Origin of the sequence: Legionella worsleiensis (assembly GCF_001467535.1) — a bacterium.
Classification (GTDB): domain Bacteria; phylum Pseudomonadota; class Gammaproteobacteria; order Legionellales; family Legionellaceae; genus Legionella; species Legionella worsleiensis.
In genome coordinates, this window is the sequence record NZ_LNZC01000031.1 from 244,844 (window position 1) to 269,980 (window position 25,137).

Genomic DNA, 25,137 nt, shown 5'->3' on the forward strand with positions numbered 1-25,137 from the left:
AATCATGTATCTCTATTTTTTTTTAAAAATGAATTTTTTTTTATTGCAAACGCAATTAAAAACCACATTTTTTTTTTGAACCAGTATATACTTCTAAACTAAGACTAAAATTGGAAACTCGAGCATGCCTGAAAATTGGGTTGTAGTTAAAAATCTCACGTTTACCCGGGATAATCGCTGCATTTTTGATGGCATAGACATGGTTGTGAAGCAGGGAAAAATTACTGCCATAATGGGCCCTAGCGGATCAGGAAAAACTACCTTGTTACGCTTGATAGGTGCGCAGCTGTTCCCTGATAGCGGCCAGGTTTTCGTTAACAACCAGAATATTCATGAGCTTTCCCGTAAAGCGTTGTACGATGCAAGGCGTAATATGGGATTATTGTTTCAAAGCAGTGCATTGTTTACTCATCTTTCTGTTTTTGAAAATGTCGCTTTTCCTTTGCAGGAGCACACTCGGTTAAACGATTCCATGTTGCGTGATATAGTGTTAATGAAACTTGAAGCAGTGGGTTTGCGTGGTGCGGCTCACTTGATGCCGGCTCAATTATCTGGGGGAATGGCACGACGCGTGGCATTGGCAAGAACTATTGCCCTTGATCCTCAACTGATGATGTATGATGAGCCTTTTACTGGCCAGGATCCCATTTCTATGGGTGTTTTAGTGCGTTTGATTAAAAGACTCAATCAACTGTTGCACACGACAACCATTATCGTGTCTCATGATGTTGAAGAAACGTGCTCAATAGCCGATTACATCTACCTCATTTCAGGTGGAAAAATTATAGGTCAGGGAACTCCTGATGAGTTAATAAAATCCGAGGAGCCTCAAATCAAGCAGTTTATGCACGGAGAAGCGGATGGGGTTGTGCCTTTTCATTACCCGGCCAGACCTTATACAGAGGAGTTATTGGATGCTTGATACAATCGCACGTCTTGGTAATCGTGGCGCACAGGTACTTTCGGGCATTGGCAATTCCGGCTTGTTTTTGTTTACCATGTTGTTCAGGAAGCCTAATATACCCAAATTATGGCCATTACTGCGCCAGCAACTCCACTTTGTTGGGGTGTTATCCTGCTTAATCATTGTTGTCTCGGCTTTGTTTATAGGCATGGTCGTAGGCCTTCAGGGCTACAATACACTGCAAAAGTTTGGTGCAGCAAGCCAATTAGGACAATTACTGGCTCTAAGCATTGCCCGTGAACTGGGACCGGTCATCAGTGCGTTACTGTTTGCAGGGCGAGCCGGCTCAGCTCTTACCGCTGAAATTGGCCTGATGAAGGCAACCGAGCAATTGTCCAGTATGGATATGATGGGTGTGGATCCTTTGGGTCGAGTGATTTATCCCCGTTTTATGGCTGGATTTATCGCTTTACCAGTGCTTGCGTTAATTTTTTCAGCCGTGGCTATATATGGCGGATATTTTATCGGGGTACACTGGTTGGGTGTGGATGACGGCAGTTTCTGGTCTAATATGCAGGCGGCAGTTAATTTTCGCATTGATATTTTAAGCGGAATAATCAAAAGTATCGTTTTTGCTTTTGTAGTAACCTGGATAGCGGTATTTCAGGGTTTTGAGTGTGTGCCAACAGCGGAAGGTATCAGTCAGGCGACGACTAAGACAGTAGTTTATTCATCGCTTGCTGTTTTAGGGCTCGATTTTTTGTTGACTGCAATGATGATTGGAGATTGGTAAATGAGAAAGCAACGATATGTAGACATCAGTGTGGGAATATTTATGTTGCTTGGCCTGATTGCCTTACTGGTTATGGTCATGAAAGTGAGCAGTTTTAATGATTTCATGTCACAAAAAGGCTATAGTGTTACTGCAGACTTTACTGACATTGGCGGTTTAAAGGTAAGAGCCCCGGTTACGGTTGCTGGTGTTCGCATTGGTGAGGTTAGTCGTATTGAATTACAACCTGGCGATCTTAATGCACGGGTTACCATGACTTTAAGAAGTGATAAAAAAATACCCTTCGAAGATTCCTCTGCACGAATTTTAACCGAAGGCTTGCTTGGTTCCAATTATATTAGTATCGTTCCCGGTTTTGAAGATGAGGAAAGCGGTGATCATCCTTATTTACGGGATGGGGATGTGATTGCAAAAACTCAGGAAGCAATAATTCTTGAGAATTTAATAGGTCAATTATTATTTAATATCAAGAAATAGGTGAATCATGAGAGCATTGAAGACCATTTTAGTAGTTGCCTGTATGTCCTTATCCCAGATGATGTTGGCACAGACATCACCTGTACCCATGCTGGAACGAGCTGCTAACGAGATCATTGCAAAGCTCAAAGAAAATAAATCCAGCCTGAAGAGTAATCCTTCCATTATTCATAAGGCAGTAGAGACCTATTTATTGCCTAATGTTGACGTAATCGGTATGTCCCGATCCGTTTTGGGTCGTCAGGCATGGAACAAGGCATCGCCATCAGAGCGTAGTGAGTTTTCCAGAGCGTTTACCCGCTTGGTGATACGCACCTATTCCAGCCCACTGGCTGAATATTCTGATGAAACCATTCAGTTTTTACCTATTCGTGGTTCTTTGAACAGCAGGTTTATTCGAGTAAACAGTGTAATCGTTCGCTCCAAGGGACAAAACATTCCACTAAGTTACAGCCTGATTGCCAAAAACGGCCAGTGGAAAATTTATGATATTAGCGTTGAGGGAGTGAGTTTGCTGCAAAGTTTCAGATCTCAGTTCGCTCAGGCACTGCAACATTCCAGTATTAACGAAGTGGTTAAGGAAATGCAGAAAAAACAAGTTAAGAAGGCTTCGTAATTGTGGATAAAATTAATTTTAAACCCGGTGCAGAGCTAACGTTTAAATCAGTTGTATCCGTGCGCGCTAATCTTTTTAAAGCGTTAACGGATAACACTGCAGGAACTTTTTGCCTCGATTTAAGTGATGTAACCCATTGCGATAGTGCGGGCTTAGCGTTACTGATCGAGGCAAGAAAATTGTGCAAGCATCGTAACAAGGTGCTTGAAGTGATAGGGATATCTCCAGAAACTCAATCTTTAGCAGAATTTTGTGGAGTAAAGAGCATTTTAGAAACATCCTGAATAAAACAGCTTGAGTTAGGTACATACTCATCATCCCTGAGAATCTGGCCCGCATTTCGTGCAGGCTCGTTTTTTTGCTATAAAACTTCCTTTGGAATGACTGTATAATCCTCTTTTTATATTTTTTTTTACAATCAGGGTAAAAAAATTTTATTTATTTCAATTAGTGAGCTAACTTTATGTTAAGTAATGAAGAAATTGAACAGAGACTTAAAAGCATTGATGAAGTGCTTCATGTCGAAGTAACAGGCGACGGTTACCAGTACCAGTTGGTTATAGTAACCGATATTTTTTTAGATAAAACCAGGGTCGCTCGACAGCAATGGGTCTACGCTCAGCTTAATGACTTAATTACCACTGGCAGGCTTCATGCAATTAGCATGAAGACATGGACAAAAGAAGAATGGGGAAAGCAACATGGATAAATTATTAATAAATGGTGGTAAAGCACTGCATGGGGAAGTCGTGATTTCGGGTGCTAAAAATGCGGCTTTGCCTATTATGGCGGCCAGCTTGCTTGCCAGTGACCACGTAACCATTTCCAATGTCCCTCATTTAAAAGATATTACGACCATGATGGAGCTTTTGGGGCAATTAGGCGCACATTTAATCGTTGATGAAAAAATGAATGTGCAGGTAGATGCAGGACAAGTCAACGAATTTGTTGCCCCTTATGATTTGGTTAAAACCATGCGAGCATCTATTCTGGTTTTAGGCCCTATGTTGGCACGATTTGGTAAAGCTGATGTTTCTCTTCCCGGTGGTTGTGCTATTGGAACTCGTCCCGTTGATTTGCATCTAAAAGCATTAAAAGCTATGGGTGCCGACATAACTGTTAAAAACGGTTACATCAATGCACGCTGCAAGCGAGGACGCTTACAGGGACGTCAACTGCTGTTTGATACAGTAACAGTAACTGGAACTGAAAATATTTTAATGGCAGCAGTCCTTGCCGAAGGAACTACGGTAATTAAAAATGCCGCACGCGAACCTGAAGTAGTTGATTTGGCGAACTTCCTGATTCAGATGGGCGCTAAAATTTCCGGTGCAGGAACATCAACCATAGAAGTAGAAGGTGTTGAAGCACTTGCCGGTGGTACTTATGCGGTGATGTCTGACCGAATAGAAGCTGGTACCTACCTCGCAGCGGGTGCATTGACCAGAGGTCACGTTACCGTTAAACGAGTCAGACCAGATACTTTGCTGTCTCAATTATGCAAATTTGAAGAAGCTGGGGCTGAATTGACTATAGGCGAGGATTGGGTCAGCTTGAATATGCACGGCAAAAGACCTCAGGCCGTTAATATCGCAACAGCTCCTTACCCTGCCTTTGCAACAGATATGCAAGCACAGTTTATGGCAATGAATTCGGTTGCTGAGGGTACTTCAACGATTGTTGAAACCATTTTTGAAAACCGCTTTATGCACGTGCAGGAACTGCAACGCATGGGGGCGCAGATTCAGCTAAACGGTAATACCGCAGTAATTAATGGAGTTGAAAAACTAACCGGTGCTCCCGTGATGGCAACAGATCTCCGTGCATCAGCCAGTTTGATTTTAGCAGGTTTAGTTGCTGATGGAGAGACTGCTGTTGAGCGCATCTATCATGTGGATAGAGGCTATGAACGAATAGAAGAAAAATTGTCTCTTCTAGGCGCTGACATCAAGAGAGTTTCGGAGCGGTGATTTGCCGTACTGAATTAAGCCTTTACCTGAATGATTTGTTGTGTTGCAACAGATACAACGACTACGCTCCAAATGGTATTCAGGTAGAGGGAAAGACAGAAATCAAGCGGATCTGCACCGCAGTAACAGCCTCTGAAGACATTATTAATCAGGCTGTAGAATGCCATGCAGATGCGCTTTTGGTGCACCATGGATATTTTTGGCGAGGCGAAGATCCGGTGATCACTGGAATGAAACGCCAGCGAATCAATGCATTATTGCGTCATGATATGAATCTTTTTGCTTATCACTTGCCTCTTGATTGTCATCCTGATTTGGGTAATAACGCTTGTTTAACGAAGTTATTATCTTTAGAAGCGGTGCAGATGCACCAGGTAGGTACTTCAGCGAATCTGTTATGGACTGGAATTTTGCCTAATCCCATGACCGAACATCAGTTAAGCCATGCGTTGGAACACATCTTAGGACGCAAGCCTTTGTTTATATCGGGTCACCCAAGATTAATACAATCTATAGCCTTGTGTTCAGGAGGGGCGCAAGATTATATTGAAAATGCTCATCAACTTGGTGTTGATGCGTACCTAAGCGGCGAGGTTTCGGAGCGAACCTATTATCAAGCCAAAGAATTAGGAATTGACTATTTTGCCTGTGGACATCATGCAACAGAGCGTTATGGTATTCAGGCATTAGGTGCTCATTTGGCTCAACATTTTAATTTGACTCATTTGTTTCTGGATAGTGATAATCCTGTCTAATTTTTACTTTAAAAACCATCTACCATTAATCTCTTCTCAGAGCAGTACCAGATAGTCTATGTTACTGCTCTAAAGGTGATTCATCTTACAACGGGCGTAGCCTGTATTAGACAAAGTCGTAATACAGGAGGTCAGATTCCCTACCTAATCAAGTCGCCCTAAAAAACAAACGCACCAGATGAATCACCTCGATGACATCCCGCCATGAAAAAACATTCCCAGATTGGCTACCCTGTAATACGACTTCGTCTATTACAGGCTACATATATGAATTTGTGACTCATTTAGGCGTAGCCTGTATTAGACGAAGTCGTAATACAGGTAGTCACATTCCCTATCTCATCAAGTCGCTCTAAAAAATAGACACATCAGATGAATCACCTCGATAACATCCTGCCATGAAAAAACATTCCCAGATTGGCTACCCTGTAATACGACTTCGTCTATTACTGGCTACGTATACGGATTTGTGACTCATTTAGTAGGCGTAGCCTGTATTAGACAAAGTCGTAATACAGGTGGTCAGATTGCCTGTCTCATCAAGTTACGGTGAAAAAACAGGCGGCACCGGATGAATAATTTTTGCGTTATTATACTATGAAATAGCTTCCTTAAGTTGGACGATGATGTGGATAGCAAATTGAAATGAAAAGGGGGGAGCCTGTATTGATGTGGTCTAATGGATCTACACAGCCCAGTTAAAAGATAATAATCCTAAGGATATCTCAGGATAAGAAAGGCACTAAATGCTTTTGGCTAGCCTGTGGGTCGAGGAAAAAACCGAAGTTTGATGCGTGACGCTGGTGTTTTTTGTTTGATATAAAAAGAAATAAAAAGTAACAACAAGCAGCAATCACAATCAACCTGTTTTTGATAATGAATTAAACAGAAAATTTAAGTTCAATGAACCTAATCGGGCTTATGTATCTGATGTTACTTATATCCTAACACACGAGAGATGGATTTATCTGACGGTAATAATCGACTTGTTTTTCAGACAATTCGTGGGTTGGGGCATGAATTTCCGAATGAAGACTGACACATTTTGTGATGCATTAATCATAGCCGTTTGGCAAAGAAAGCCAAAAACTCGCTACGCTAAATAACCTGTCACGTACTGACCTTTTAAAAAGGAAGCTTGGCTGTTCGCAACTGGGATTTTTATATCTCTGTAAAGGACGAGTTAACAGGATTTAGTGTATATGATGAGTAAAAAGAGATGCGGGAGTTACCGAATTCCTTATTTTTTTATTCTGTCCTTTAGCTATCGCTCTTGTGCCCGCCCTGTATAGTGGGCTAACATGTGACAATAGTTGCTAACGAATTGTTATAATGATCAATTTTAAAAAATTACTGGTCTTTATATTTGTGCTTTGTTTTTACTCGCTGCATATACAAGCGAAAGAACTACAAAATAAAGCATTCAGAACGATCTGGCATCCAACTTACCTTGGAGAGCGCCTTGATTATTGCAGTTATGACGGAAAAGAGTGCGGTAAAGATTTAGCTAACCGATATTGTCGCATGTTGGGCTATGATTATTCCACTCAAAATGTGATTGCCTACAACGTCGGTTTAACGAATTATTTATCCAGTAGAACGCAATGCAAAGGTTGGCGTTGTAACGGTTTTATGACCATAAGTTGTTCTACTGGATTATCGCACTCTCCTCCAAAACCCTACCACTATCGTGAAAAACTTTATGTATATCCACGATATAACGACTACAGAGTAGACTGGTGTTATGACAAAAATAAAGGTTGTGGTGCACGAGCTGCACATTCCTTCTGCAGCCGTATGGGCTATCTAAAGGCAAAAAGTTTTGTTAAAGAGATTCAAATAAGCGCCACTAAGTCAATTGGCAGCCAGGAATTATGTTTTGGTAATCAGTGTAATGCCTTTAAATCCATACTGTGTTATCGATGATGCAACTTGGGTAGATTGATGTAACTTCGTTGTTTTTGAATGATGAACTGAGGATATTTCACTGAATGTGTCCAAAGAGTTGTTGGTAATTCACTGGTCTTTAGGGTATTTTATTTATAACAGTTATTGATTTAGTGTCGGCAGTTTGTCAGTAAAAAGTACGTAACCGATACTTAATTTAAATTATCTCAAACTTAAGGATAGGTTTATGAGTGACAATGAGACAATATACATCATTGATGATAATGAAAATCGTTGTGACAAGTTGAGAACTATATTTGACTTTCTGGGGCAATCTACAACGGTTAGCACTTATAATAACTGGCAAAACACGAACACTTCTCATCCCGGTATTATTATTCTTGGGGCGCACTCCAAGCTTGAACAAACTCTCGCTCAACTGGATGCTTTGGTAGCGGTATTTTTCAAGGTTCCAATTATTGTCATCGATCATCAGCTTAATTCGGCGCAATGCGAGGACAGAAATGTTGTCGCTTGTCTTTCTTTTCCGTTCAGCTACCCTCAAATGCTCGAGGCATTGCACCGATGTCACATTGCTAAAGATGCGCTAAGAATGATTACTGCCAGCACCCAAAGAACACCATTATTTCGAAGTTTGGTGGGCACAAGTGAGAGCATTAGCCTGGTTCGCAAGTTAATTGAGCAGGTGGCAAATACCGAAGCCAGCGTTTTGATTTTAGGTGAGTCTGGAACAGGCAAGGAAGTCGTCGCCCGTAATATCCACTCATTATCGGCCAGAGCCAACAAACCGTTTATTCCCATTAACTGTGGTGCCATTCCTGGTGAATTATTGGAAAGTGAATTATTTGGCCATGAAAAAGGAGCGTTTACTGGAGCGATTACATCAAGACAAGGTCGTTTTGAACTGGCAAACGGAGGAACACTATTCCTTGATGAAATTGGTGACATGCCTTTAGCCATGCAGGTTAAGTTGCTCAGAGTATTGCAGGAGCGTTGTTTTGAGCGGGTTGGTTCAAATAAAAGCATTGATATTAACGTCAGGATCATTGCTGCTACTCATAGAAATCTGGAAGCTGCTATTGAAGAAGGTCAATTCAGAGAGGATTTATTTTACAGGCTTAATGTTTTTCCTATAGAGGTTCCACCGTTAAGAAGCAGAAGCAGTGACGTGGCACTTTTGTTTAATGAATTAATTTCTCGTTTCGAAGGGGAAGACAGACCTATAGTCAGGTTAATGCCTGATGCTATGGATGCATTATGCCGTTACAGTTGGCCAGGCAATGTAAGAGAATTGGCAAATTTAGTTGAACGGTTATCTATTTTATACCCCAACGGCATAGTGTCTAAAAAAGATTTGCCGCAGCGTTTTCAGGGTGAATGTACTCTTTCTTACACTGAACACAATTCAACCTATGCTGAGCGTGAAACGCTCATGCAGATTATTAGCCAGGATCCAGCAACTCTTGCAGACGGTATTGATTTAAAAGAACATCTTGTTAAAACAGAGCTTGCGTTAATCAGCCAGGCTCTTGAGGAATCCGACTGGGTGGTGGCACACGCTGCAAGTTACCTCAATATGCGCAGAACAACCTTGGTTGAAAAAATGCGCAAATACGGCTTGACTCGCCCAGAGAAAGAAGAGCGCTAGACTTTAAATTGTTTATGCGGGATTTATGATGCCATTTGAGGGACGAAAATCCTGATATTTCATAGTATAAAAATGTTAGGTCGTGTTGAAAATTGTCAAAACGCCCTTGATTCCAGAATAGAAATTTTGAACAAAAAAATCATTACGAGCGTTAACGGCGCAATACGGAGCCTATCTTCGTTCAATCCTGTATTGGATTACTTCAGTTCGTTTTAAATTATTGTCTTGAAAAGAGACCTTGTGGATCCTGTCGATAAACCGCAGGGAGTAGAGTTAGTATTATGGGTAATGATATGGCCACGGGACGTTGAGAATACGAAAGGTGTATCCCTTTTAAACAAATCGAGGGACACCATATTGCATCACATCTTTGGTTGAAAATTAAAGAAATAGATTGTAAACACATCAATTATGAAATAAATTCATATCTGTAAATTGACAATGAAATAAATATAATGTCTTTAAGGATTAAGACGCCTTAGCCTTTAGAGAACTCATTATGAAAATTATTCAAATTAAACGTGCTGCCTCAGGTGCTCTGGAACCGCTTACCGATAGAGTTTATTTTCCTCGTTCAGAGTTTCATTGTAGATACCCTGCATTGTGGCCAATGATGGATTATGTACGATGGTCGACTTACCACAGAAGTGATTTTAAAAAATTAGAGGGAGTATCATCTGACGAATTTAAATTTTTTGGAAATCAGACGCAACTCAAAAGGGGTATGTACCCAAAAATAGGTAACTTTTATAATCCATTTCATTTTAAAGCCTATCAAGATGCGTTAAAACCTGTTGTTCATCCTTTAGCTACCGCAGAAGCTGCTGTTTGGTATAACAGGCTTTTGGCACGCCAAAAAAAAATGGCTGCTTATGTTGTTGCGAAAGTTAAAGAACGTGATCCTGACTATTCCATTAATGCGGATAACGATTATACTTGTGTTTTGTTTTCTTTGCCTAAACCACCCGCTGAAAAAAATGTGACTACATGGAGTCATCTTTTATCCGCATACCTTGTCGCCCTGACAAATACCCTGGCACATGAGCGAGGCGTAAATGTTGAAATGGTGCATCGCTCGAGTTTTGGGTGTTTGAGGCCATCTATCGCTGATTGTGCTGAGAGTGTACGTATTAATTTGGGATTAACTCCAAAAGAGTATGCTGATTGTGTGGTTGATGCACTTTTTTTACTGCAAAGAGTCATCTTAAATCAGCAATCGTTTCAAATACCATTTGAGTCTGCAAAATTGGCCAAAAGCTTGGTTTCCTATAGTAAGATAAAAACACAAGAAAACGAAAGAAAGCATGAAATAGCTTCTTCTTCTTCTTCTTCTGCTTCTTCCTCAAAAAAGATGAAATCAAAAAAAGTAGATATTCATCTGCAAGACACACTTTGGGATACCTTATGGGCCCCGTGCGACAGTTCGAGTAAGTCCTTTGCGAGTCAAATATTCAGAAAATCGGTAGTTAAAGAATATCTCGTTGATTTGATTCAACAAGGGTGTCAAAAATATTCATCAGAACGTCTTATTTCGGATTCTAAGGCCTTTAATGAGTCTTTCGTAAATCCTCTTATTAAGGTACTTAAATGTTTTCGTTTGAATAAAACTGCTATATCGGTTCAAGTTTCAACTGCTCAGTTGTCATCTTTTGCATGGGGTGATGCGCAACAAATTGTGGATGATGAATTTTGGGTTTTAGTACATGAGATGGCAGAACATTTGGGTGCTACATCTGAAGATATCGAGACTTACATTAACGGACACCGTATGGATCATATTCATTCTTTCTTTGAGATGTTGCTTGCTAATTTCATTTTTCAACCCGTATCCAATCCCCAAGTTGAAGATGGATGTGGTTCAGATTCTGATGAAGAAGATGATCTGACAATAGGGAGAAGGACACAAAGAGTTTATGCAAAAAAAATAATTACTGCAACGGGTATGAGAGCCTTACAACTGATTCATGCAGCCAGTAGAAAATACCTTCATGATACCTATAAAATCGATATACAAAATATGTCATTCAGCGCAAGTCAAATGTATTATGAAACTGATATGGCATTAGGCTCATATTCTATTCCTCTAACATCTGAGGAGACTAAAGTAAGAAAAAGACTCCCGAATAACGTTTGTTTTTTTGATTTAAACCATTGCAATACAACTCAAGAAGATATGGTGAATGCCATTGATTTTATTGATAAGAAGGATAAAATTTGTGCTGTAGATGTGACATCAGCTACCACTAGAGAAATTCATGATATTTTGGTGAGCCTCTTTAAATATCGTCCCAAACTGGAGATTATTTTAACCATTAGTAGCGGATTAAAAAACGAGCAGGCAATGGCGGATTACAACCCCTATGGAACTGTACGAATTTTTGCTAAAAGCCGTGAATCGCTTGATAGAATTTACGATACATTGCTTGATTTTGAACAAACAGCAGGATATCGTCACTCCAAGGAAAGCCATTTAATCAGAAAATCAGCGAAATTAGCTGGATTGACTCCAACCAATGAAACTATTTTGAGTGGAACACGACCTGCCTGACCCATACTTTATGACGCAAAAGAACAATCTGGGGTGTCTGACGGTTTTTTGTGAAACAGATAAGGCGGGCATAACAGGAGTGCAGTACAAGCCTTAGTTATGAACTAAGGCTTGTTATCAGTTGGCTCATCTGCAGATTTGCCAGCAGTTTCTGTAGACTTGATACTGGTTTCAGAAGTTTTAACCTCGTCGACAGGAGTTTCCTGGTGTTCCCTTTTTTGTTTATAGTCTTGAATAATTTCTTCAACACTGCTTTTAATGCCTTTGAAGAGTTTGCTGCCCATGGAAGACAACTCTTTTAAGTCTGGCAGCTTGGATTTAAAATCGTTCATGGTTCACTCCATCACAGAATATGAATTGCTTCTTTAATTATACACTCATATTACATCTTTTGTTGTTATGCTACTTTTTTGGGAAGCACGCTAAAGCGTCCTCCCATTGCATCTCTCGTCTTGCTCCCCATTTAAAACGATGTTTTTAATGGGAATGGCTCGAGATTTTTAGGCCCAAGGCTGCATCAGGTTCATAGCTGGTTTTAAAAGTTTATTTATCAGCGTTGTTTGAGGCTGAACGGTGACCTTGAATGCGTTATATTGATTCATTTTTTCAATCAGATATTCATCACTGGTAGCCAGTTTATCGACAAGACTTAACGCACAGGCATCTGTTGCCAGCCAATGCTCACCGGTAGAAACTTTGTCCATATCGAGTTGACTTCGGTTTGTAAGAACGTAATTTCTAAATGCGGTATGAATCTGTTCTAAATCTTCTTGAAATTTTTTCCGGCCTTTGTCGGTATTTTCAGCAAAAAGAGTCAGGGTGCGCTTGTATTCCCCCGCAGTTAATAATTCGACATCAATGTCATTTTTCTTAAGCCAACGGTGAAAATTGGGTATTTGCGCCACAACACCAATTGAACCAATGATTGCAAAGGGCGCAGCTATGATTTGATTGGCTACACAAGCCATGAGATAACCGCCGCTGGCTGCCATTTTATCAATACATACCGTTAGTGGGATGTTTTTATCACGAATTCGTTGTAACTGGGATGCAGCAAGCCCATAACCGTTGACTGCTCCGCCCGGGCTATCCAAGCGAATAACAACCTCATCTTCGGGTTGAGCAATGCTTAAAACGGAAGTAATTTCTTCACGAAGCTGTTCTACTTGAGTTGCCTTGATATCACCGCTGAAATCGATAACAAACAAGGTGGGTTTCTTTTCTTTACTTTTTTTCTTCTTACTGCTTTTTTTAGCGAGGATTTCCTTGTTCATCAGGGATTGAACGTGTTGGTATTCTTCGTTAAGAGAGGTAATCTCCAATTTTGGTTTGGGCTTTCTGCCTAAAGAAAAAATGCCCCCCGTAAGTATTAATAATGCCGTCACCAAAGTAACACATTTGAGAAGAAACATGCCGTATTCGCTAAGAAATTCCATAGTTACCCTTTGAATAAATAAAAGGAATTATGGCGATCACGAGTAGACTTCGCAAGATAAATATCAGCTAACACGCCACGGTTTGGGTTAAAAAACTTGTTTTGTCTGTCGTTTCTGGTTAGTCTCGCTTTTTATGGTTAAAATATACTCTTATGCTTGAAGTTATCGATCTTGATTTTGATTATCAGGAACAACCTTTGTTACATGGTGTTTCTTTCAAAGTGCCCCCGGGTGGCCTATTGCATTTGAAGGGAGCTAATGGAGCGGGTAAAACGACCTTGCTAAAAGTCATTGCAGGATTGCATCAACCCCTGCAGGGACAGATTCGTTTTTTTGAGCAGCCTGTTTTCACTATGCTTTCAGCCTATCAACGACAGCTATCTTTTGTAGGACACAAAACGGGCATTAATCCTTACCTTACCATTAAAGAAAATTGTTTGTTTGATTTGAGTTATGGCGAGAATAAAACAGATATTACTGCTTTGGCAGCGCACTTTCAGCTCGAGCGTTTTTTAGATCATCCCTGTGGCTTGCTTTCAGCTGGTCAAAGACGACAAGTGGGTCTTCTCAGATTGTGGATGACCGCTAGACCATTATGGTTACTCGATGAGCCACTCGTAGCCCTGGATGAGACCGCATTGGCGACCTTGATGCATAAAATTGAAGAGCATCGTGCACAAGGCGGTATGGTAGTGCTCACTTCTCATCAACATTTGCCAGCAAGTGCGAGGGAGTATCAGGAGTATCATTTGTGAATTCGTGCTTTATGTTGTGCGCCAATCTGTTTCAGCGTGAATTAATAATCCAGACGAGACAAATCCGCTATTTAGTGAATTCATGCCTGTTTTTTTTAATGCTGTTGTTTTTATTTCCGTTGACCATAAAGCCTGAAATTCTGCTTATGAGAACTATTGCTCCGGGTTTGATTTGGATGGCCATGTTGCTTTCTATGTTGCTCTCCGCAGAGCGGCTGTTTCAACAGGACTATGAGCATGGAGTTATCGAGCAATGGTTGGTTTCAGGGCTGTCATTACCTGTTATAGTCAGTGCAAAAGTTTTGGCACATTGGTTGTTTCATTTAATTCCTTTACTCTTCCTGACACCTGTAGCCGCATTATTTTTTTCCTTTTCTTTATGGGAAACCTTGGTATTGGTGTTTAGTCTAATTTGCGGTACCCCTGCATTGTTTTATCTTTGTGCACTGGCAGCTGCTTTTGGGGTTGGCGTGAATCAAAGGGGAGCATTAATGGCGTTAATATTACTTCCTCTGACTCTTCCTTTACTTATTTTTGGCAGCGGAACGATTCAGATTGCCATGCAGGGGCTGCCTGTTAGCGGCTATTTGGCATTGTTATTGGCTATGTCTTTAATTGCGGCTGCTTTTCTGCCTTATGCCATAAGCGGTGTGATTCGAATCACGCAGGCTGATTAAAGCAGGGCAAACGCATCTAAATTATGAACATAAATCTCCACCCTTTTGCCTACGTCCTGTGCTTTATGCGCAGGATCCATGCGATCTTAGTGCAGGCAAAGATCTGGATTCTGCGCATAAAGCGCAGAACGTAGGCGTCTTGGTCTTAGATAATACGTTTAGATGCGTTTACCCTGGTGATTAAAGGGTTTATTTTGCTAAAACACGGATACATGCTAAAATTCGCTTCTTTTTCCTGATTTCATAGTTTCCTATGTGGAAGTTTTTATACCAACTAGCCTCACCTAAAACATTTTATACCCTTGCTGGGCGTTTCATTCCGTGGCTGGCAGCCGGAGCGTTATTGACTTTGGTGGTTGGCGTTCTCTGGGGGCTGGTTTTTGCTCCGCCCGATTATCAGCAGGGCGATGCCTTCAGGATCATCTACGTGCATGTTCCAAGCGCATTTTTGTCTATGGCTCTTTATGGTTATATGGGGTTTTTGGCGGTTTTGCTTCTGGTTTGGCGCATTAAAATTGCGGGTTTATTGATTAGTCTGGTCGCTCAAATTGGCTTGAGTATGACTTTTCTTGCCTTGGTTACCGGCAGCATTTGGGGAAAGCCCATGTGGGGAGCATGGTGGGTCTGGGACGCACGCTTGACCTCGGAATTAATCTTGTTGTTGCTCTATGCTGCTGTTTTGGCCACCCATCATGCGGTTAAAAATAAAGAAGATGGCGATAAAGTTATAGCCATATTGACGCTGGTAGGCTTGATTGATTTGCCCATAATTCACTATTCGGTTTACTGGTGGAATACTTTGCATCAAGGCGCTACTTTATCGGTTTTTGCCAAACCCAAAATCGAAACCAGTATGTTGTATCCCTTACTGCTTACCTTGGCCGGATTTTTTTTGTATTGTTTCTGGATGATTTTAGAAAAAGCAAGGAATGAATTACTGATCAGAGAAAAAAAACAAAACTGGGTCAAAGTCTTGATTGAAGAGGAGCGCCTATGAACTCGTTTAACGAATGGTTGGCAATGGGTGGATACTCTGCTTATGTTTGGTCTTCCTATGGATTGGTTGGTTTTGTTCTTATCATGAATTTTTTGCGTATTAAAAGACAAAGAAATCAAACTCGGCAAAAACTGCAACGATGGTTTAAGAGATAAAATTTATGAACCCGGCAAGAAAGCGCAAGTTACTCAAGATTCTGTTTTTTATGTCTATTTTAGCTGTGGCTTCTGGACTGGTGCTGTATGCGCTAAGACAAAACATCAGTTTGTTTTATACACCAAGCCAGGTCGCATCGGGAGAGGCACCATTAGCTCATTCGATACGTGTAGGCGGAATGGTTGAAAAAAACAGTATAGTGAGAGCTAAAGAGGGACTGGATGTCCAGTTTAAGATCACTGATTTCAATAAAACGATTACGATAACCTACACAGGTATTTTGCCCGATTTATTCAGGGAGGGACAAGGAATTGTTGCTGAAGGCGAGGTTATTGATTCACAGCATTTTCGAGCTACTCAGGTACTGGCAAAACACGACGCAAATTATATGCCTCCTGAGGTGAAAGCGTCCTTGGCTAAACAGGTGAATTCATGATTGCAGAGATAGGCCTTTTTTGTTTAATTCTGGCTTTACTGGCCGCCTTGCTGCTGGCTACGATTCCGCTTGCTGGTCTGTATCTCAGGCGTGACGCCTGGATGGACAGTGCCAAGGCTTACGCACGATTGCAATTTCTCATGGTGAGTCTTTCCTATATTTGCCTCACAGGGTGTTTTCTTAATAATGACTTTTCTGTGGTCTATGTGGTTAATAATTCAAGTATTCTATTGCCCTGGTTTTACAAGCTTTGTGCTGTTTGGGGAGGGCATGAAGGTTCTATGTTGTTGTGGGTAGCAATCCTTAGTTTCTGGATGATTCTGGTAGGCTATTTTAGCGAAAGTCTGGATAAAGCAATGCGTACTCGGGTATTGGTTGTTTTGGGCTGGTTAAGCATAGGATTTATTCTTTTCTTATTAACCACATCAAATCCATTTCTGCGCCAATTTCAGATTTTAAATACCCAGGGACGTGATTTGAATCCCTTATTGCAAGATCCCGGATTTTTATTTCATCCGCCAATGCTTTATATGGGATATGTTGGTTTTTCTGTTGCTTTTGCATTTGCAATAGCCGCATTATGGGCAGGTACTGTTGAAGCCAGCTGGTCTAAATGGACCAGACCATGGACCCTGGCAGCCTGGTGTTGTTTGACTGCAGGCATCACTTTGGGTAGCTGGTGGGCTTACAGAGAGTTAGGCTGGGGCGGTTGGTGGTTTTGGGATCCTGTGGAGAATGCATCGTTCATGCCCTGGCTTGTAGGCACTGCCTTAATTCATTCCCTGGCGGTTACCGAGCAACGTCAACAGTTTAAGGCTTGGACTATGCTGCTGGCCATTGCCGCTTTTTCTTTAAGTCTTATCGGAACATTTCTGGTTCGCTCTGGAGTATTGACTTCAGTGCATGCGTTTGCAGTAGATCCTCAGCGTGGATTGTTTATATTGGCTTTTTTACTCCTGGTCATAGGGGGTTCTTTAATCCTTTTTTTGTTTCGTGCGCAAACGTTGCAAACAGCAACCAATCCCAGTCCCTTATCCCGAGAGAGTGCATTGTTACTGAATAATGTTTTTTTGGTCGTCATCATGCTGACCGTGTTAATGGGAACGGTATATCCTTTGTTGATTGAAGGTTTGGGACTGGGTAAGCTCTCAGTTGGCGCACCTTATTTTAATGCGGTGTTTGTTCCGCTGATGATCCCCATGTTGCTGATTATGGGTATTGGTGTTCACTTAAAGTGGAATAGTGACGGGTGGAGAGCGGTTTATAACCGGCTAAATTGGACTGTTCTTCTTAGTCTGTTGTTACCTGTGGTTGTTTTATGGTTTAGTTCCAGCCCGTTTAATGGCTCAGCGCTAATCGGTTTGATGTTGGCATTTTGGGTTGTGTTAAGTACGTTTAACGCTTTGCAGAGGCGAATTAAGGATCGTGGTTTTGCAGGTGTAGGTCAGGCCTATTGGGGCATGGTTTTGGCGCATTGTGGTGTTGCTGCTTCGGTGATTGGCGTTGCTGTTTCTACAGCATATGGCATTCAGGATGATGTGCAAATGGCGCCTGGCTCAAAAGTTTCTCTTGCGGGATATCAGATTGCATTTATCAATCAAGCTGATGTGGTTGGCCCTAACTATAAAGGGGCAAGAGCAGAGTTCAAGATCAGTTATCATGAAAAAACCAGCCTCATCTATCCGGAAAAGAGAGTATACACAATTGGTCAGATGGCCATGACCGAGTCAGCTATAGACGTTACTCCGTTCAGGGACATTTATGTTGCTTTAGGCGAGCCTTTAGCCGGTGAGTCCTGGTCTGTAAGAGTGTATTATAAACCTTTTGTACGCTGGATTTGGGGGGGAGGGTTTTTAATTCTTGCTGGTGGTTTTTTTGCTTTGACTGACAGACGATATTATACCAACAGAAAAGCTGCGGTACTTAGATCTCAGGAGGTACAGGCATGAGTGGCATCCGCTGGAAGATAATCCCCGTTATTCTTTTTTTACTATTGAGTTTTTTTCTTTGGAGAGGTCTGTCTCTTGATCCGCATCGCTTACCCTCTGCGCAAATTGGTAAAGCGATGCCTGAATTCAACTTACCTCAACTCCAACATCCTGAAAAGACATTCAGTTCCACCCAACTGGGTAATAAGGTATTTTTATTAAATGTTTGGGCCAGCTGGTGTCGCGCCTGTATTGAAGAACAGGTTTTTATGTTGCAACTCGCCAGGGAAGGTGTGCCGCTTTATGGATTAAATTATAAAGATAAATCCGCTGATGCTTTGCAGTGGTTAGCACAATGGGGCAATCCTTATCAAATAGTGGTTCAGGATAGTGATGGCAAGGTTGCCATGGATTTGGGTGTTTATGGCGCACCTGAAACCTTTTTGGTTGATAAACACGGTATTATTCGTTATCGGCACGTAGGGATTATGACTCAGGATGTGTGGCTTAGAGATGTTTTGCCGCTGATGCATGCTTTGGAGCAAGCCGCATGAAAATCACAGATTTATCTTGGTGCGTGTTGTTGTTTTTCTTGTTCATACCGGCCAGTTTTGCTAATAGTTTTTATCCTTTGAACTCACCGGCTCAAGAAGCACAATTCGAACACTTGTTAAAAGATTTGCGTTGTCTGGTTTGTCAAAATCAGGATTTGGCTGATTCAAATGCTGAGCTGGCCAAGGATTTACGTTTGCAAGTCTATCAAATGGTTAAAGAAGGTAAAAGTGATAGTGAAATCCACGACTATCTGACGTCACGATACGGTGATTTTATTCTTTTTAAACCGCCAGTAAAGACGGTTACTTTATTGTTGTGGTTTGGTCCTTTTGTTTTTTTATTATTGGGTATTTTAATTTTTTGGCGAACTTGTTTTAAGCGAAGATCCTATGACTGAATGGTGGTTGATTGGTATTCTGGTTATCATAACCGGGAGTGTAAGTGTTTTGATAATCCATCCTCTGAAGGGTAGCTTATTTGCTCGTTTTGCTCTGGTACCTGTTATTTTTATAGCCAGTGCAACAGGCTATTATTTCTGGGGTAATTTTGCACCCTGGCAGGAATTCATTCACCAAAATGAATCTCGTGAACGAGCGCAACACGTCTTGAAATCAATTAAAAGTCCTCAGGAATTGATCGATAAACTAAAAGTCAGATTGGATGAAGATCCAGAAAGTGCCAAGGGATGGTATTTATTGGGGCGTCTGTACACCAGTCAAAATGAGGCTAAAAATGCATCCCAAGCCTTTGCTAAAGCGCATTTGTTAGCTCCTGAAGATGAGCAGTATACGGTGAATTATGCACACAGTCTTTGGTTGTTGAATAATCAGCAATTTAGCAAGGAGATAATCGACTTATTTACCCAGCTCTTGAACAAAAATCCTAATCAGCCTGATGCACTGGCTATGCTTGCTATGAATGCTTACATGAGTCATGATTACGAAACAGCTATTACTTATTGGCAACGCCTGCTAGTGATGGCGCCGGAGCAGTCTGAGGAGTCTCAGGCGATACGTAAAGCGATCGCAAAAGCTCAGGATCAAATTAATTTAGGGAGTAAGCAAAATGACAGATAAAGTATATCGATTTGTAGAGTTGGTTGGCACGTCGCAAGAGGGAATTGAGCAGGCTATTGATAATGCAATAAAGGCAGCTCAACCTCATGGTAAACTGGAGTGGTTTGAGGTATTAGAGACCCGTGGGTACATTGACGATAATAAAGTTAGATATTACCAGGTCCATTTGAAAATCGGTTACTACAGCAAGTAGCTGCCATCATCCCGGGATTTCTTTGCGGATAAAACGTATAGTTCCAAATGCAGTTATTATTAAGCCTTGGCTATACCGTCATTGAATCTGTTTGTTACCATCTTGAATTGTTGGTGATTTGAAATTGACCGGTTATCAATGGAACATAAGTTCCATTGATTCGCTGTTTAGATGATCAGAATTTTGGTTCCCGGGTTCGCTTTTACCCAATTTGCGACATACTCAATATAGTTATTTCTGCCAACAGCAACACACCCTCGAGTAGAGTAAGGTAAGTTGTTAAACAAATTTAAACCCTGAGATGACTGAGTGGGGCCATGAATACCAACGGCTGCTCCAGTATATCCTGCAGCTGCCTGTTTGGGTGTGGGGTACAGGATGGGAATAAATACTTTAAATTGTCTTGATTTTCTGGGGTAAGCTAAACGATATAGGCCTACTGGTGTTTTATTATCTCCAGCTTTCTTTTTACCTACACCTTTATATCCAAGAGCGACTTTAAAGGTCTTGATAACCGAACCGTGTTTACAAATTGCTAAAGTTCGTTTTGCGGTGAGTACATTAATTCCGTCAGACAAGGGGCAGGTTGAAGTGCTAGCTAACGATGTGACTGGAAGCAATAATGCCATCACGAAATAAATTGCTTTTATTTTCATATAAATAGACAAAATTTAATTTGATTGGACGATAATTATTCCATATTATGGGTTTTTTGCATAGAGTTAATCAGTAAAAATTATTTACATCTATTGTATGGTGAGGGCATGTTGGTGTTTTTAAAATCTTTTGCTGCGACATGTTCGGAGCGGGTGCCAGCATATTCATTGAGCAATGGTTTTGATTTTAACTGCCCTCATCCGCCCTTCGGGCACCTTCTCCCGCCAGCGGAAGAAGGGAGGTTTTGCATAAGATGGGTCGGGTACTTCTCTTTTATGCTTAGTATTAGATGATTTTGTACTAACTTGTACACTAATTTTTAACCTCAATATCATACCATTATTATTTCTTTTGTAACTCTCCCCATCATCTCAGGGCAAACGCATCTAAACGTATTATCTAAGACCAATACGCCTACGTTCTGCGCTTTATGCGTAGAATCCAGATCTTTGCCTGCACTAAGATCGCATGGATCCTACGCATAAAGCGCAGGACGTAGGCAAAAGGGTGGAGATTTATGTTCATAATTTAGATGCGTTTATCCTGCGCATCATCTCATCTTTCTTACGCTCGGGTTCGGGATCATGCAGGGAGTATTTTTTTTAAATCCTGTTCGGTGTTTTTCAGCATAATACCTTAAGGTTTGGGGCTAATTATTTAGTCGCTGAATTCTTTTATCACTTTGAGAAAATGATGCCCGTAGTAGTTTAGTTTGTGTTGCCCCACCCCTGATACATTCAGCAACTCATCGGTATTATGAGGTCTTTGCTGTGTCATTTCATGTAAGGTTGCGTCACTGAAGATCATAAATGGAGGTTTATTTTCTTCATCTGCCAGCTTACGCCTTAAACTGCGTAATAATTCAAATAAAGGACTGCTATCCGGTTTGATAGAGCTTCGTTCTTTATTGGTTTTTTTAGTTCCTTTCAGGTCGTTATTTGGGATGGTCAAAGAGATTTTTTCCGCACCTTTTAAAACAGGAATCGCTTTAGGCGTAAGGCGCAAGACATTAAAATGGCTCATATCCTGCTCGCAATAGTCTTTATGAATGAGTTGCCAGGCCAGATGTTTCCAGTAATGTGCTGATTTATCTTTGCCAATACCGTAGGTACTAAGTTGGTCATGTCCAAACTGTTTTATTTTGTCGTTTACTGCGCCTCTGAGCACGTCTATGGTATGAGTTAACCCGTAATTTTGTTTTAATCGGTAAATACAGGAAAGTAATTTTTGCGCATCTTCTGTTGCGTCAGTTAATTCAGGTGGGTTATCACAGACATCGCAGTATTTGCATTCTGTGTCACATGGTTCATCAAAATAACGCAAGAGAATCTGACGGCGGCAATGTGATGCTTCTGCAAAAGCCAGCATGTGATTGAGTTTACTGGTTTCAACTCTTCTTTGTTCATCAAGCGGCGTATTGATTATCCAGGAGCGCAGTCTGGCGCTGTCTGCCGCATCGTAAAGCAACAGTGCTCTTGCAGGCAAACCGTCACGCCCAGCTCGTCCTGTTTCTTGATAGTAGCCTTCGATATTTTTAGGTAAATCATAATGGATTACGAATCGTACATTAGGTTTATCAATGCCCATACCAAAGGCAATCGTTGCGACAACAACATCAATTCGATCATGGCGAAATAAGCTTTGCACCTCCCGGCGCTCGCTGTGTGCGAGTCCGGCATGATACGCCCTTGCCTTAAACCCCATTTCCTTTAATTTTTCTGCAACTCGTTCAACGCTGTTGCGTGTGCCGCAATAAATTATTCCTGATTGCTGGGCTTGTGTTTGTAAAAATTGATTCAACTGTTTTACTGCGTTGATTTTAGGAACAACCTTGTAATGAATATTAGGTCTGTTAAAAGAGGCAACGTATTTTTTGGGGTTGTAGTTGAGTTTGACAACAATATCTTCCCGGGTTTGTTTGTCTGCGGTTGCTGTTAATGCAATCATTGGAACATTAGGGAAGTGCGTTTTTAACAGTCCAAGTGCGGCATATTCAGGTCTGAAATCATGCCCCCATTGGGAAACGCAGTGTGCTTCATCAATGGCAAATAAAGCGATCTCGCACTCCTCCAACCGCTCCAAAAAAGAAGCGCTGATAAGTCGCTCCGGTGCGATATACAATAAATCCAGTTCATTGTTGTGCAATTGTGCCAAAACTTTTCTGGCTTCTTCACTGGACAAAGAGGAATTGTAGTATGCGGCGTTAATACCTTGTAGTCTTAAGGAGGCAACTTGATCTTCCATTAACGCAATTAAAGGTGAAACAACGATACCTACACCAGGTCTTACCAATGAAGGTATTTGATAGCACAGTGATTTTCCGCCGCCCGTGGGCATCAGCACGAGGACATCGACTCCGGCAATTACATCATTGATGATGTCTTCCTGCGGGGCTCTGAAGGAATCGAAGCCAAAGTAGTCCTTTAAGACGGTCAGGGCGTTTGTATTTATTGATGTCGATTGCGCTATTGATCCCATGTGATTATTCTTGTTGTCGTTCACAGGCGCTAAAATTTTGCAATAATAGCATCTTTTAAGCCGTAAACAGAGCAGTTTAATAAAAACTTGACGTTGTGCGGGCTAAGTCTACGAATTTTTGTAAAATTTAGTGCCCTAATCGTTGCATTAGATTAAACTCTTTTGTATTGATACCCTATGGGTATATGGAGTGTTAAAACAAATTTTCTAAGGACGGTCTATGAATTTTGAATTCACTACTGAACATCAGGCATTTCGTCAGATGGCAGCCGATTTTGCGCAAAATAAACTGGCGCCTATGGCTGATAGTTGGGATGAACACAGTCACTTTCCTACCGATATTCTCCGTGAGGCTGCTGCATTGGGCATGGCGGGTATGGTGGCAAAAGAAGACATCGGCGGTGCGCAATTGACCCGTCTGGACGCTTCGTTAATCTTTGAACAATTGGCTACAGGTTGCATTGCTACCAGTGCCTATCTTTCCATTCATAACATGGTAACCTCGCTGATAGATCGTTATGCATCCGATGCGTTACGCACCTATTGGGGGCCTAAATTAACCTCTATGGAGGTGCTGTCCAGTTATTGTTTGACTGAACCGGAGTCCGGTTCGGATGCTGCTTCCCTAAAGACTAAAGCAGTGCGGGAGGGAGACTATTATGTTCTTAACGGCGCCAAGGCTTTTATTTCAGGTGGTAGTGTCAGTGATGTTTATCTGTGTATGGTACGTACAGGGGATGAATCACATCATGGGATAAGTTGCCTGCTCATCGAAAAAAATACCCCCGGATTTAGCTTTGGCAAACTGGAAAAGAAAATGGGATGGCGTAGTCAACCGACCTGCATGATCTATTTTGAAAATTGCCGGGTTCCGGTTTCTCATCTGGTTGGCGAGGAGGGCGCTGGATTTAAAATCGCTCTCAATGCGTTAAATGGCGGACGCATTAATATTGCATCATGTTCTTTGGGGGGCGCTCTTGCCTGCTTGCGTTTAACTCAAACTTATCTGCATGAACGAAAGCAGTTTGGGAAGCCATTAACCAAAATGCAAGCCTTACGTTTTTATTTTGCGGACATGCTCAGCGATTATGAGGCGGCGCGCCTGATGGTCTACAGAGCGGCAACAGCCATGGATAATAATGACGTTAATGCGCCTATGTATTGTGCTATGGCTAAACGACTTGCCACAGATGTAGCATTTAAAATCAGTGATAAAGCAATGCAATTACATGGAGGTTACGGTTATTTAAGAGATTATCAGATTGAGCGGATTTTCAGGGATTTAAGAGTGCACCAGATTCTCGAAGGAACCAACGAAATCATGCGGGAAATTATCGCTAAAGCGAGCCTGGATGAAGAGTTTTTTATTGATTAGGATGACATCAGGAGTTAATTAATGAATTTAATTGAACATGAATTGGACGCAAACGGTATATTAACCTTAACGTTAAACAGACCAGAAAAACTCAATGCCTTGAGCACAGACGTCCTCGATGCGCTGGCTGAATTGTTTCGTCACGCAAAAGATAATTCCCAGGTTAAGGCATTACTTATAACGGGTAATGGCAAAGCGTTTTGCGCAGGTGCTGACATTAATAGGCTCGCTGAATGCAACGCACAGTCCGGGTATGAGTTTGCTTGTTATGGGCAGGATGTGTTTCGTATGCTGGAAAATATGGGAAAACCGTCGTTGGCTGCGATTAATGGCTTTGCTTTTGGCGGCGGTTGTGAATTGGCGATTGCAGCGACGTTGAGGATTGCGTCAACCAAAGCAATGTTTGGTCAGCCCGAGGTCAAATTAGGTGTTATTCCTGGATATGGAGGCACGCAAAGATTAGCTCGCCTTATTGGCAAGGGACGGGCGCTGGATTTGTGTTTGACTGGACGTTTTATCAATGCAGAAACCGCTTTGAACTGGGGATTAGTCTCTGAGGTTACTGAACCGGAACAGTTGCTGGAACAGGGAAAAAAACTGTTAAATGGTATTTTAAGTATGGCGCCTTTGGCTATAGCAGGAGTGATGGAAGTTATTGATCATGGCTATGATTTATCATTACAGGAGGCTCTTCATCTGGAAGCGATTCATTTCGCCAAAGTGTGCGCAACCCAAGATAAAACAGAAGGAGTAGCAGCATTTCTTGGTAAGCGACCTGCTGTTTTTAAAGGAGAATAAG

27 protein-coding genes and 1 pseudogene are annotated in these 25,137 nt (G+C 41.5%); 24 read left to right on the forward strand and 4 right to left on the reverse strand.

Annotated features, from left to right (window positions below):
• Positions 1-124: 124 nt before the first annotated feature.
• From Lwor_RS12860 to Lwor_RS12910, 12 genes and pseudogenes are all read left to right on the forward strand, one after another.
• A complete protein-coding gene (locus Lwor_RS12860; protein WP_058494275.1) occupies positions 125-922 on the forward strand; it encodes an ABC transporter ATP-binding protein in 798 nt (265 codons plus the stop codon).
• Positions 915-1,697, forward strand: coding sequence for a lipid asymmetry maintenance ABC transporter permease subunit MlaE (gene mlaE / locus Lwor_RS12865; protein WP_058494276.1), 783 nt, complete (start codon positions 915-917; stop codon positions 1,695-1,697). The genes Lwor_RS12860 and mlaE overlap by 8 nt, the downstream gene beginning before the upstream one ends.
• On the forward strand, positions 1,698-2,174 hold the full coding sequence (gene mlaD / locus Lwor_RS12870; RefSeq protein WP_058494277.1) for an outer membrane lipid asymmetry maintenance protein MlaD: 477 nt from the start codon (positions 1,698-1,700) through the stop codon (positions 2,172-2,174). It begins immediately after the preceding gene.
• Between the two features lie 7 nt (positions 2,175-2,181).
• A complete protein-coding gene (locus Lwor_RS12875; RefSeq protein WP_058494278.1) occupies positions 2,182-2,790 on the forward strand; it encodes an MlaC/ttg2D family ABC transporter substrate-binding protein in 609 nt (202 codons plus the stop codon).
• A gap of 2 nt (positions 2,791-2,792) precedes the next feature.
• The gene (locus Lwor_RS12880; RefSeq protein ID WP_058494279.1) at positions 2,793-3,074 is read left to right on the forward strand and encodes an STAS domain-containing protein; all 282 of its coding nucleotides are present in this window, start codon (positions 2,793-2,795) and stop codon (positions 3,072-3,074) included.
• A gap of 179 nt (positions 3,075-3,253) precedes the next feature.
• Complete coding sequence (locus tag Lwor_RS12885) at positions 3,254-3,499, forward strand: BolA family protein (RefSeq protein ID WP_058494280.1); 246 nt, start codon at positions 3,254-3,256, stop codon at positions 3,497-3,499.
• On the forward strand, positions 3,492-4,760 hold the full coding sequence (murA, locus tag Lwor_RS12890) for a UDP-N-acetylglucosamine 1-carboxyvinyltransferase (protein WP_058494281.1): 1,269 nt from the start codon (positions 3,492-3,494) through the stop codon (positions 4,758-4,760). The genes Lwor_RS12885 and murA overlap by 8 nt, the downstream gene beginning before the upstream one ends.
• Positions 4,757-5,515, forward strand: coding sequence for a Nif3-like dinuclear metal center hexameric protein (locus tag Lwor_RS12895; protein WP_083501637.1), 759 nt, complete (start codon positions 4,757-4,759; stop codon positions 5,513-5,515). The genes murA and Lwor_RS12895 overlap by 4 nt, the downstream gene beginning before the upstream one ends.
• 718 nt (positions 5,516-6,233) lie before the next feature.
• Positions 6,234-6,603 (forward strand): annotated as a pseudogene (locus Lwor_RS13605) (DDE-type integrase/transposase/recombinase); the annotation flags it as partial.
• A gap of 244 nt (positions 6,604-6,847) precedes the next feature.
• Positions 6,848-7,441 (forward strand): hypothetical protein, encoded by a 594-nt coding sequence (locus tag Lwor_RS12900; RefSeq protein ID WP_058494282.1) that lies wholly within the window; start codon positions 6,848-6,850, stop codon positions 7,439-7,441.
• Positions 7,442-7,649: 208 nt separating this feature from the next.
• On the forward strand, positions 7,650-9,071 hold the full coding sequence (locus tag Lwor_RS12905) for a sigma-54 dependent transcriptional regulator (RefSeq protein ID WP_058494283.1): 1,422 nt from the start codon (positions 7,650-7,652) through the stop codon (positions 9,069-9,071).
• 499 nt (positions 9,072-9,570) lie between these two features.
• On the forward strand, positions 9,571-11,619 hold the full coding sequence (locus Lwor_RS12910) for a hypothetical protein (protein ID WP_058494284.1): 2,049 nt from the start codon (positions 9,571-9,573) through the stop codon (positions 11,617-11,619).
• Between the two features lie 104 nt (positions 11,620-11,723).
• Here the strand turns inward: Lwor_RS12910 and Lwor_RS12915 are convergent, their stop codons facing one another.
• Together Lwor_RS12915 and sohB are read right to left on the reverse strand one after the other, a co-directional pair.
• A complete protein-coding gene (locus Lwor_RS12915; protein ID WP_058494285.1) occupies positions 11,724-11,951 on the reverse strand; it encodes a hypothetical protein in 228 nt (75 codons plus the stop codon).
• A gap of 168 nt (positions 11,952-12,119) precedes the next feature.
• On the reverse strand, positions 12,120-13,055 hold the full coding sequence (sohB, locus tag Lwor_RS12920; protein ID WP_058494286.1) for a protease SohB: 936 nt from the start codon (positions 13,053-13,055) through the stop codon (positions 12,120-12,122).
• Between the two features lie 152 nt (positions 13,056-13,207).
• Between sohB and ccmA the strand changes: the two genes are divergently transcribed.
• The 10 genes from ccmA (at position 13,208) to Lwor_RS12970 (ending at position 19,828) form a co-directional block, all read left to right on the forward strand.
• Positions 13,208-13,810 carry a cytochrome c biogenesis heme-transporting ATPase CcmA gene (ccmA, locus tag Lwor_RS12925; protein WP_058494287.1) on the forward strand — a complete coding sequence of 201 codons (603 nt, stop codon included), beginning with the start codon at positions 13,208-13,210 and terminating at the stop codon, positions 13,808-13,810.
• Positions 13,807-14,487 carry a heme exporter protein CcmB gene (gene ccmB, locus Lwor_RS12930; protein ID WP_238584670.1) on the forward strand — a complete coding sequence of 227 codons (681 nt, stop codon included), beginning with the start codon at positions 13,807-13,809 and terminating at the stop codon, positions 14,485-14,487. Before ccmA ends, ccmB begins: the two co-directional genes overlap by 4 nt.
• Before the next feature lie 253 nt (positions 14,488-14,740).
• Positions 14,741-15,484, forward strand: coding sequence for a heme ABC transporter permease CcmC (ccmC, locus tag Lwor_RS12935; protein ID WP_058494289.1), 744 nt, complete (start codon positions 14,741-14,743; stop codon positions 15,482-15,484).
• Entirely contained in the window at positions 15,481-15,639 is a 159-nt protein-coding gene (gene ccmD / locus Lwor_RS12940) for a heme exporter protein CcmD (RefSeq protein WP_058494290.1), read from the forward strand. The genes ccmC and ccmD overlap by 4 nt, the downstream gene beginning before the upstream one ends.
• Before the next feature lie 5 nt (positions 15,640-15,644).
• A complete protein-coding gene (ccmE, locus tag Lwor_RS12945) occupies positions 15,645-16,076 on the forward strand; it encodes a cytochrome c maturation protein CcmE (RefSeq protein WP_058494291.1) in 432 nt (143 codons plus the stop codon).
• Positions 16,073-18,025, forward strand: a complete 1,953-nt coding sequence (locus Lwor_RS12950; RefSeq protein WP_058494292.1) for a heme lyase CcmF/NrfE family subunit — start codon at positions 16,073-16,075, stop codon at positions 18,023-18,025. Before ccmE ends, Lwor_RS12950 begins: the two co-directional genes overlap by 4 nt.
• Entirely contained in the window at positions 18,022-18,558 is a 537-nt protein-coding gene (locus Lwor_RS12955; protein ID WP_058494293.1) for a DsbE family thiol:disulfide interchange protein, read from the forward strand. The genes Lwor_RS12950 and Lwor_RS12955 overlap by 4 nt, the downstream gene beginning before the upstream one ends.
• Positions 18,555-18,956: a cytochrome c-type biogenesis protein gene (locus tag Lwor_RS12960; RefSeq protein WP_058494294.1), complete on the forward strand. Its 402-nt coding sequence runs from the start codon at positions 18,555-18,557 to the stop codon at positions 18,954-18,956. Before Lwor_RS12955 ends, Lwor_RS12960 begins: the two co-directional genes overlap by 4 nt.
• Positions 18,949-19,635 carry a tetratricopeptide repeat protein gene (locus Lwor_RS12965; protein ID WP_058494295.1) on the forward strand — a complete coding sequence of 229 codons (687 nt, stop codon included), beginning with the start codon at positions 18,949-18,951 and terminating at the stop codon, positions 19,633-19,635. Before Lwor_RS12960 ends, Lwor_RS12965 begins: the two co-directional genes overlap by 8 nt.
• Positions 19,625-19,828, forward strand: a complete 204-nt coding sequence (locus tag Lwor_RS12970) for a dodecin (RefSeq protein WP_058494296.1) — start codon at positions 19,625-19,627, stop codon at positions 19,826-19,828. Before Lwor_RS12965 ends, Lwor_RS12970 begins: the two co-directional genes overlap by 11 nt.
• 167 nt (positions 19,829-19,995) lie before the next feature.
• Here Lwor_RS12970 and Lwor_RS12975 read toward each other — a convergent pair whose 3' ends face one another.
• Positions 19,996-20,484, reverse strand: coding sequence for a L,D-transpeptidase family protein (locus Lwor_RS12975; protein WP_058494297.1), 489 nt, complete (start codon positions 20,482-20,484; stop codon positions 19,996-19,998).
• Between the two features lie 658 nt (positions 20,485-21,142).
• A complete protein-coding gene (gene recQ, locus Lwor_RS12980; protein ID WP_058494298.1) occupies positions 21,143-22,963 on the reverse strand; it encodes a DNA helicase RecQ in 1,821 nt (606 codons plus the stop codon).
• Between the two features lie 220 nt (positions 22,964-23,183).
• Here recQ and Lwor_RS12985 point away from each other — a divergent pair, with 220 nt between their 5' ends.
• Positions 23,184-24,338 carry an acyl-CoA dehydrogenase family protein gene (locus Lwor_RS12985; RefSeq protein ID WP_058494299.1) on the forward strand — a complete coding sequence of 385 codons (1,155 nt, stop codon included), beginning with the start codon at positions 23,184-23,186 and terminating at the stop codon, positions 24,336-24,338.
• A 21-nt stretch (positions 24,339-24,359) separates the two neighbouring features.
• Positions 24,360-25,136, forward strand: coding sequence for an enoyl-CoA hydratase/isomerase family protein (locus tag Lwor_RS12990; RefSeq protein ID WP_058494300.1), 777 nt, complete (start codon positions 24,360-24,362; stop codon positions 25,134-25,136).
• Position 25,137 lies beyond the last annotated feature (1 nt).

Bases quoted from the DNA above. Each gene is read 5' to 3' on its own strand.
- Lwor_RS12860 (WP_058494275.1), top strand. From the start codon at position 125: ATGCCTGAAAATTGGGTTGTAGTTAAAAATCTCACGTTTACCCGGGAT.
- mlaE (WP_058494276.1), top strand. From the start codon at position 915: ATGCTTGATACAATCGCACGTCTTGGTAATCGTGGCGCACAGGTACTT.
- mlaD (WP_058494277.1), top strand. From the start codon at position 1,698: ATGAGAAAGCAACGATATGTAGACATCAGTGTGGGAATATTTATGTTG.
- Lwor_RS12875 (WP_058494278.1), top strand. From the start codon at position 2,182: ATGAGAGCATTGAAGACCATTTTAGTAGTTGCCTGTATGTCCTTATCC.
- Lwor_RS12885 (WP_058494280.1), top strand. From the start codon at position 3,254: ATGTTAAGTAATGAAGAAATTGAACAGAGACTTAAAAGCATTGATGAA.
- murA (WP_058494281.1), top strand. From the start codon at position 3,492: ATGGATAAATTATTAATAAATGGTGGTAAAGCACTGCATGGGGAAGTC.
- Lwor_RS12900 (WP_058494282.1), top strand. From the start codon at position 6,848: ATGATCAATTTTAAAAAATTACTGGTCTTTATATTTGTGCTTTGTTTT.
- Lwor_RS12905 (WP_058494283.1), top strand. From the start codon at position 7,650: ATGAGTGACAATGAGACAATATACATCATTGATGATAATGAAAATCGT.
- Lwor_RS12910 (WP_058494284.1), top strand. From the start codon at position 9,571: ATGAAAATTATTCAAATTAAACGTGCTGCCTCAGGTGCTCTGGAACCG.
- Lwor_RS12915 (WP_058494285.1), bottom strand. From the start codon at position 11,951: ATGAACGATTTTAAATCCAAGCTGCCAGACTTAAAAGAGTTGTCTTCC.
- sohB (WP_058494286.1), bottom strand. From the start codon at position 13,055: ATGGAATTTCTTAGCGAATACGGCATGTTTCTTCTCAAATGTGTTACT.
- ccmA (WP_058494287.1), top strand. From the start codon at position 13,208: ATGCTTGAAGTTATCGATCTTGATTTTGATTATCAGGAACAACCTTTG.
- ccmC (WP_058494289.1), top strand. From the start codon at position 14,741: ATGTGGAAGTTTTTATACCAACTAGCCTCACCTAAAACATTTTATACC.
- ccmD (WP_058494290.1), top strand. From the start codon at position 15,481: ATGAACTCGTTTAACGAATGGTTGGCAATGGGTGGATACTCTGCTTAT.
- ccmE (WP_058494291.1), top strand. From the start codon at position 15,645: ATGAACCCGGCAAGAAAGCGCAAGTTACTCAAGATTCTGTTTTTTATG.
- Lwor_RS12950 (WP_058494292.1), top strand. From the start codon at position 16,073: ATGATTGCAGAGATAGGCCTTTTTTGTTTAATTCTGGCTTTACTGGCC.
- Lwor_RS12955 (WP_058494293.1), top strand. From the start codon at position 18,022: ATGAGTGGCATCCGCTGGAAGATAATCCCCGTTATTCTTTTTTTACTA.
- Lwor_RS12960 (WP_058494294.1), top strand. From the start codon at position 18,555: ATGAAAATCACAGATTTATCTTGGTGCGTGTTGTTGTTTTTCTTGTTC.
- Lwor_RS12965 (WP_058494295.1), top strand. From the start codon at position 18,949: ATGACTGAATGGTGGTTGATTGGTATTCTGGTTATCATAACCGGGAGT.
- Lwor_RS12970 (WP_058494296.1), top strand. From the start codon at position 19,625: ATGACAGATAAAGTATATCGATTTGTAGAGTTGGTTGGCACGTCGCAA.
- Lwor_RS12975 (WP_058494297.1), bottom strand. From the start codon at position 20,484: ATGAAAATAAAAGCAATTTATTTCGTGATGGCATTATTGCTTCCAGTC.
- recQ (WP_058494298.1), bottom strand. From the start codon at position 22,963: ATGGGATCAATAGCGCAATCGACATCAATAAATACAAACGCCCTGACC.
- Lwor_RS12985 (WP_058494299.1), top strand. From the start codon at position 23,184: ATGAATTTTGAATTCACTACTGAACATCAGGCATTTCGTCAGATGGCA.
- Lwor_RS12990 (WP_058494300.1), top strand. From the start codon at position 24,360: ATGAATTTAATTGAACATGAATTGGACGCAAACGGTATATTAACCTTA.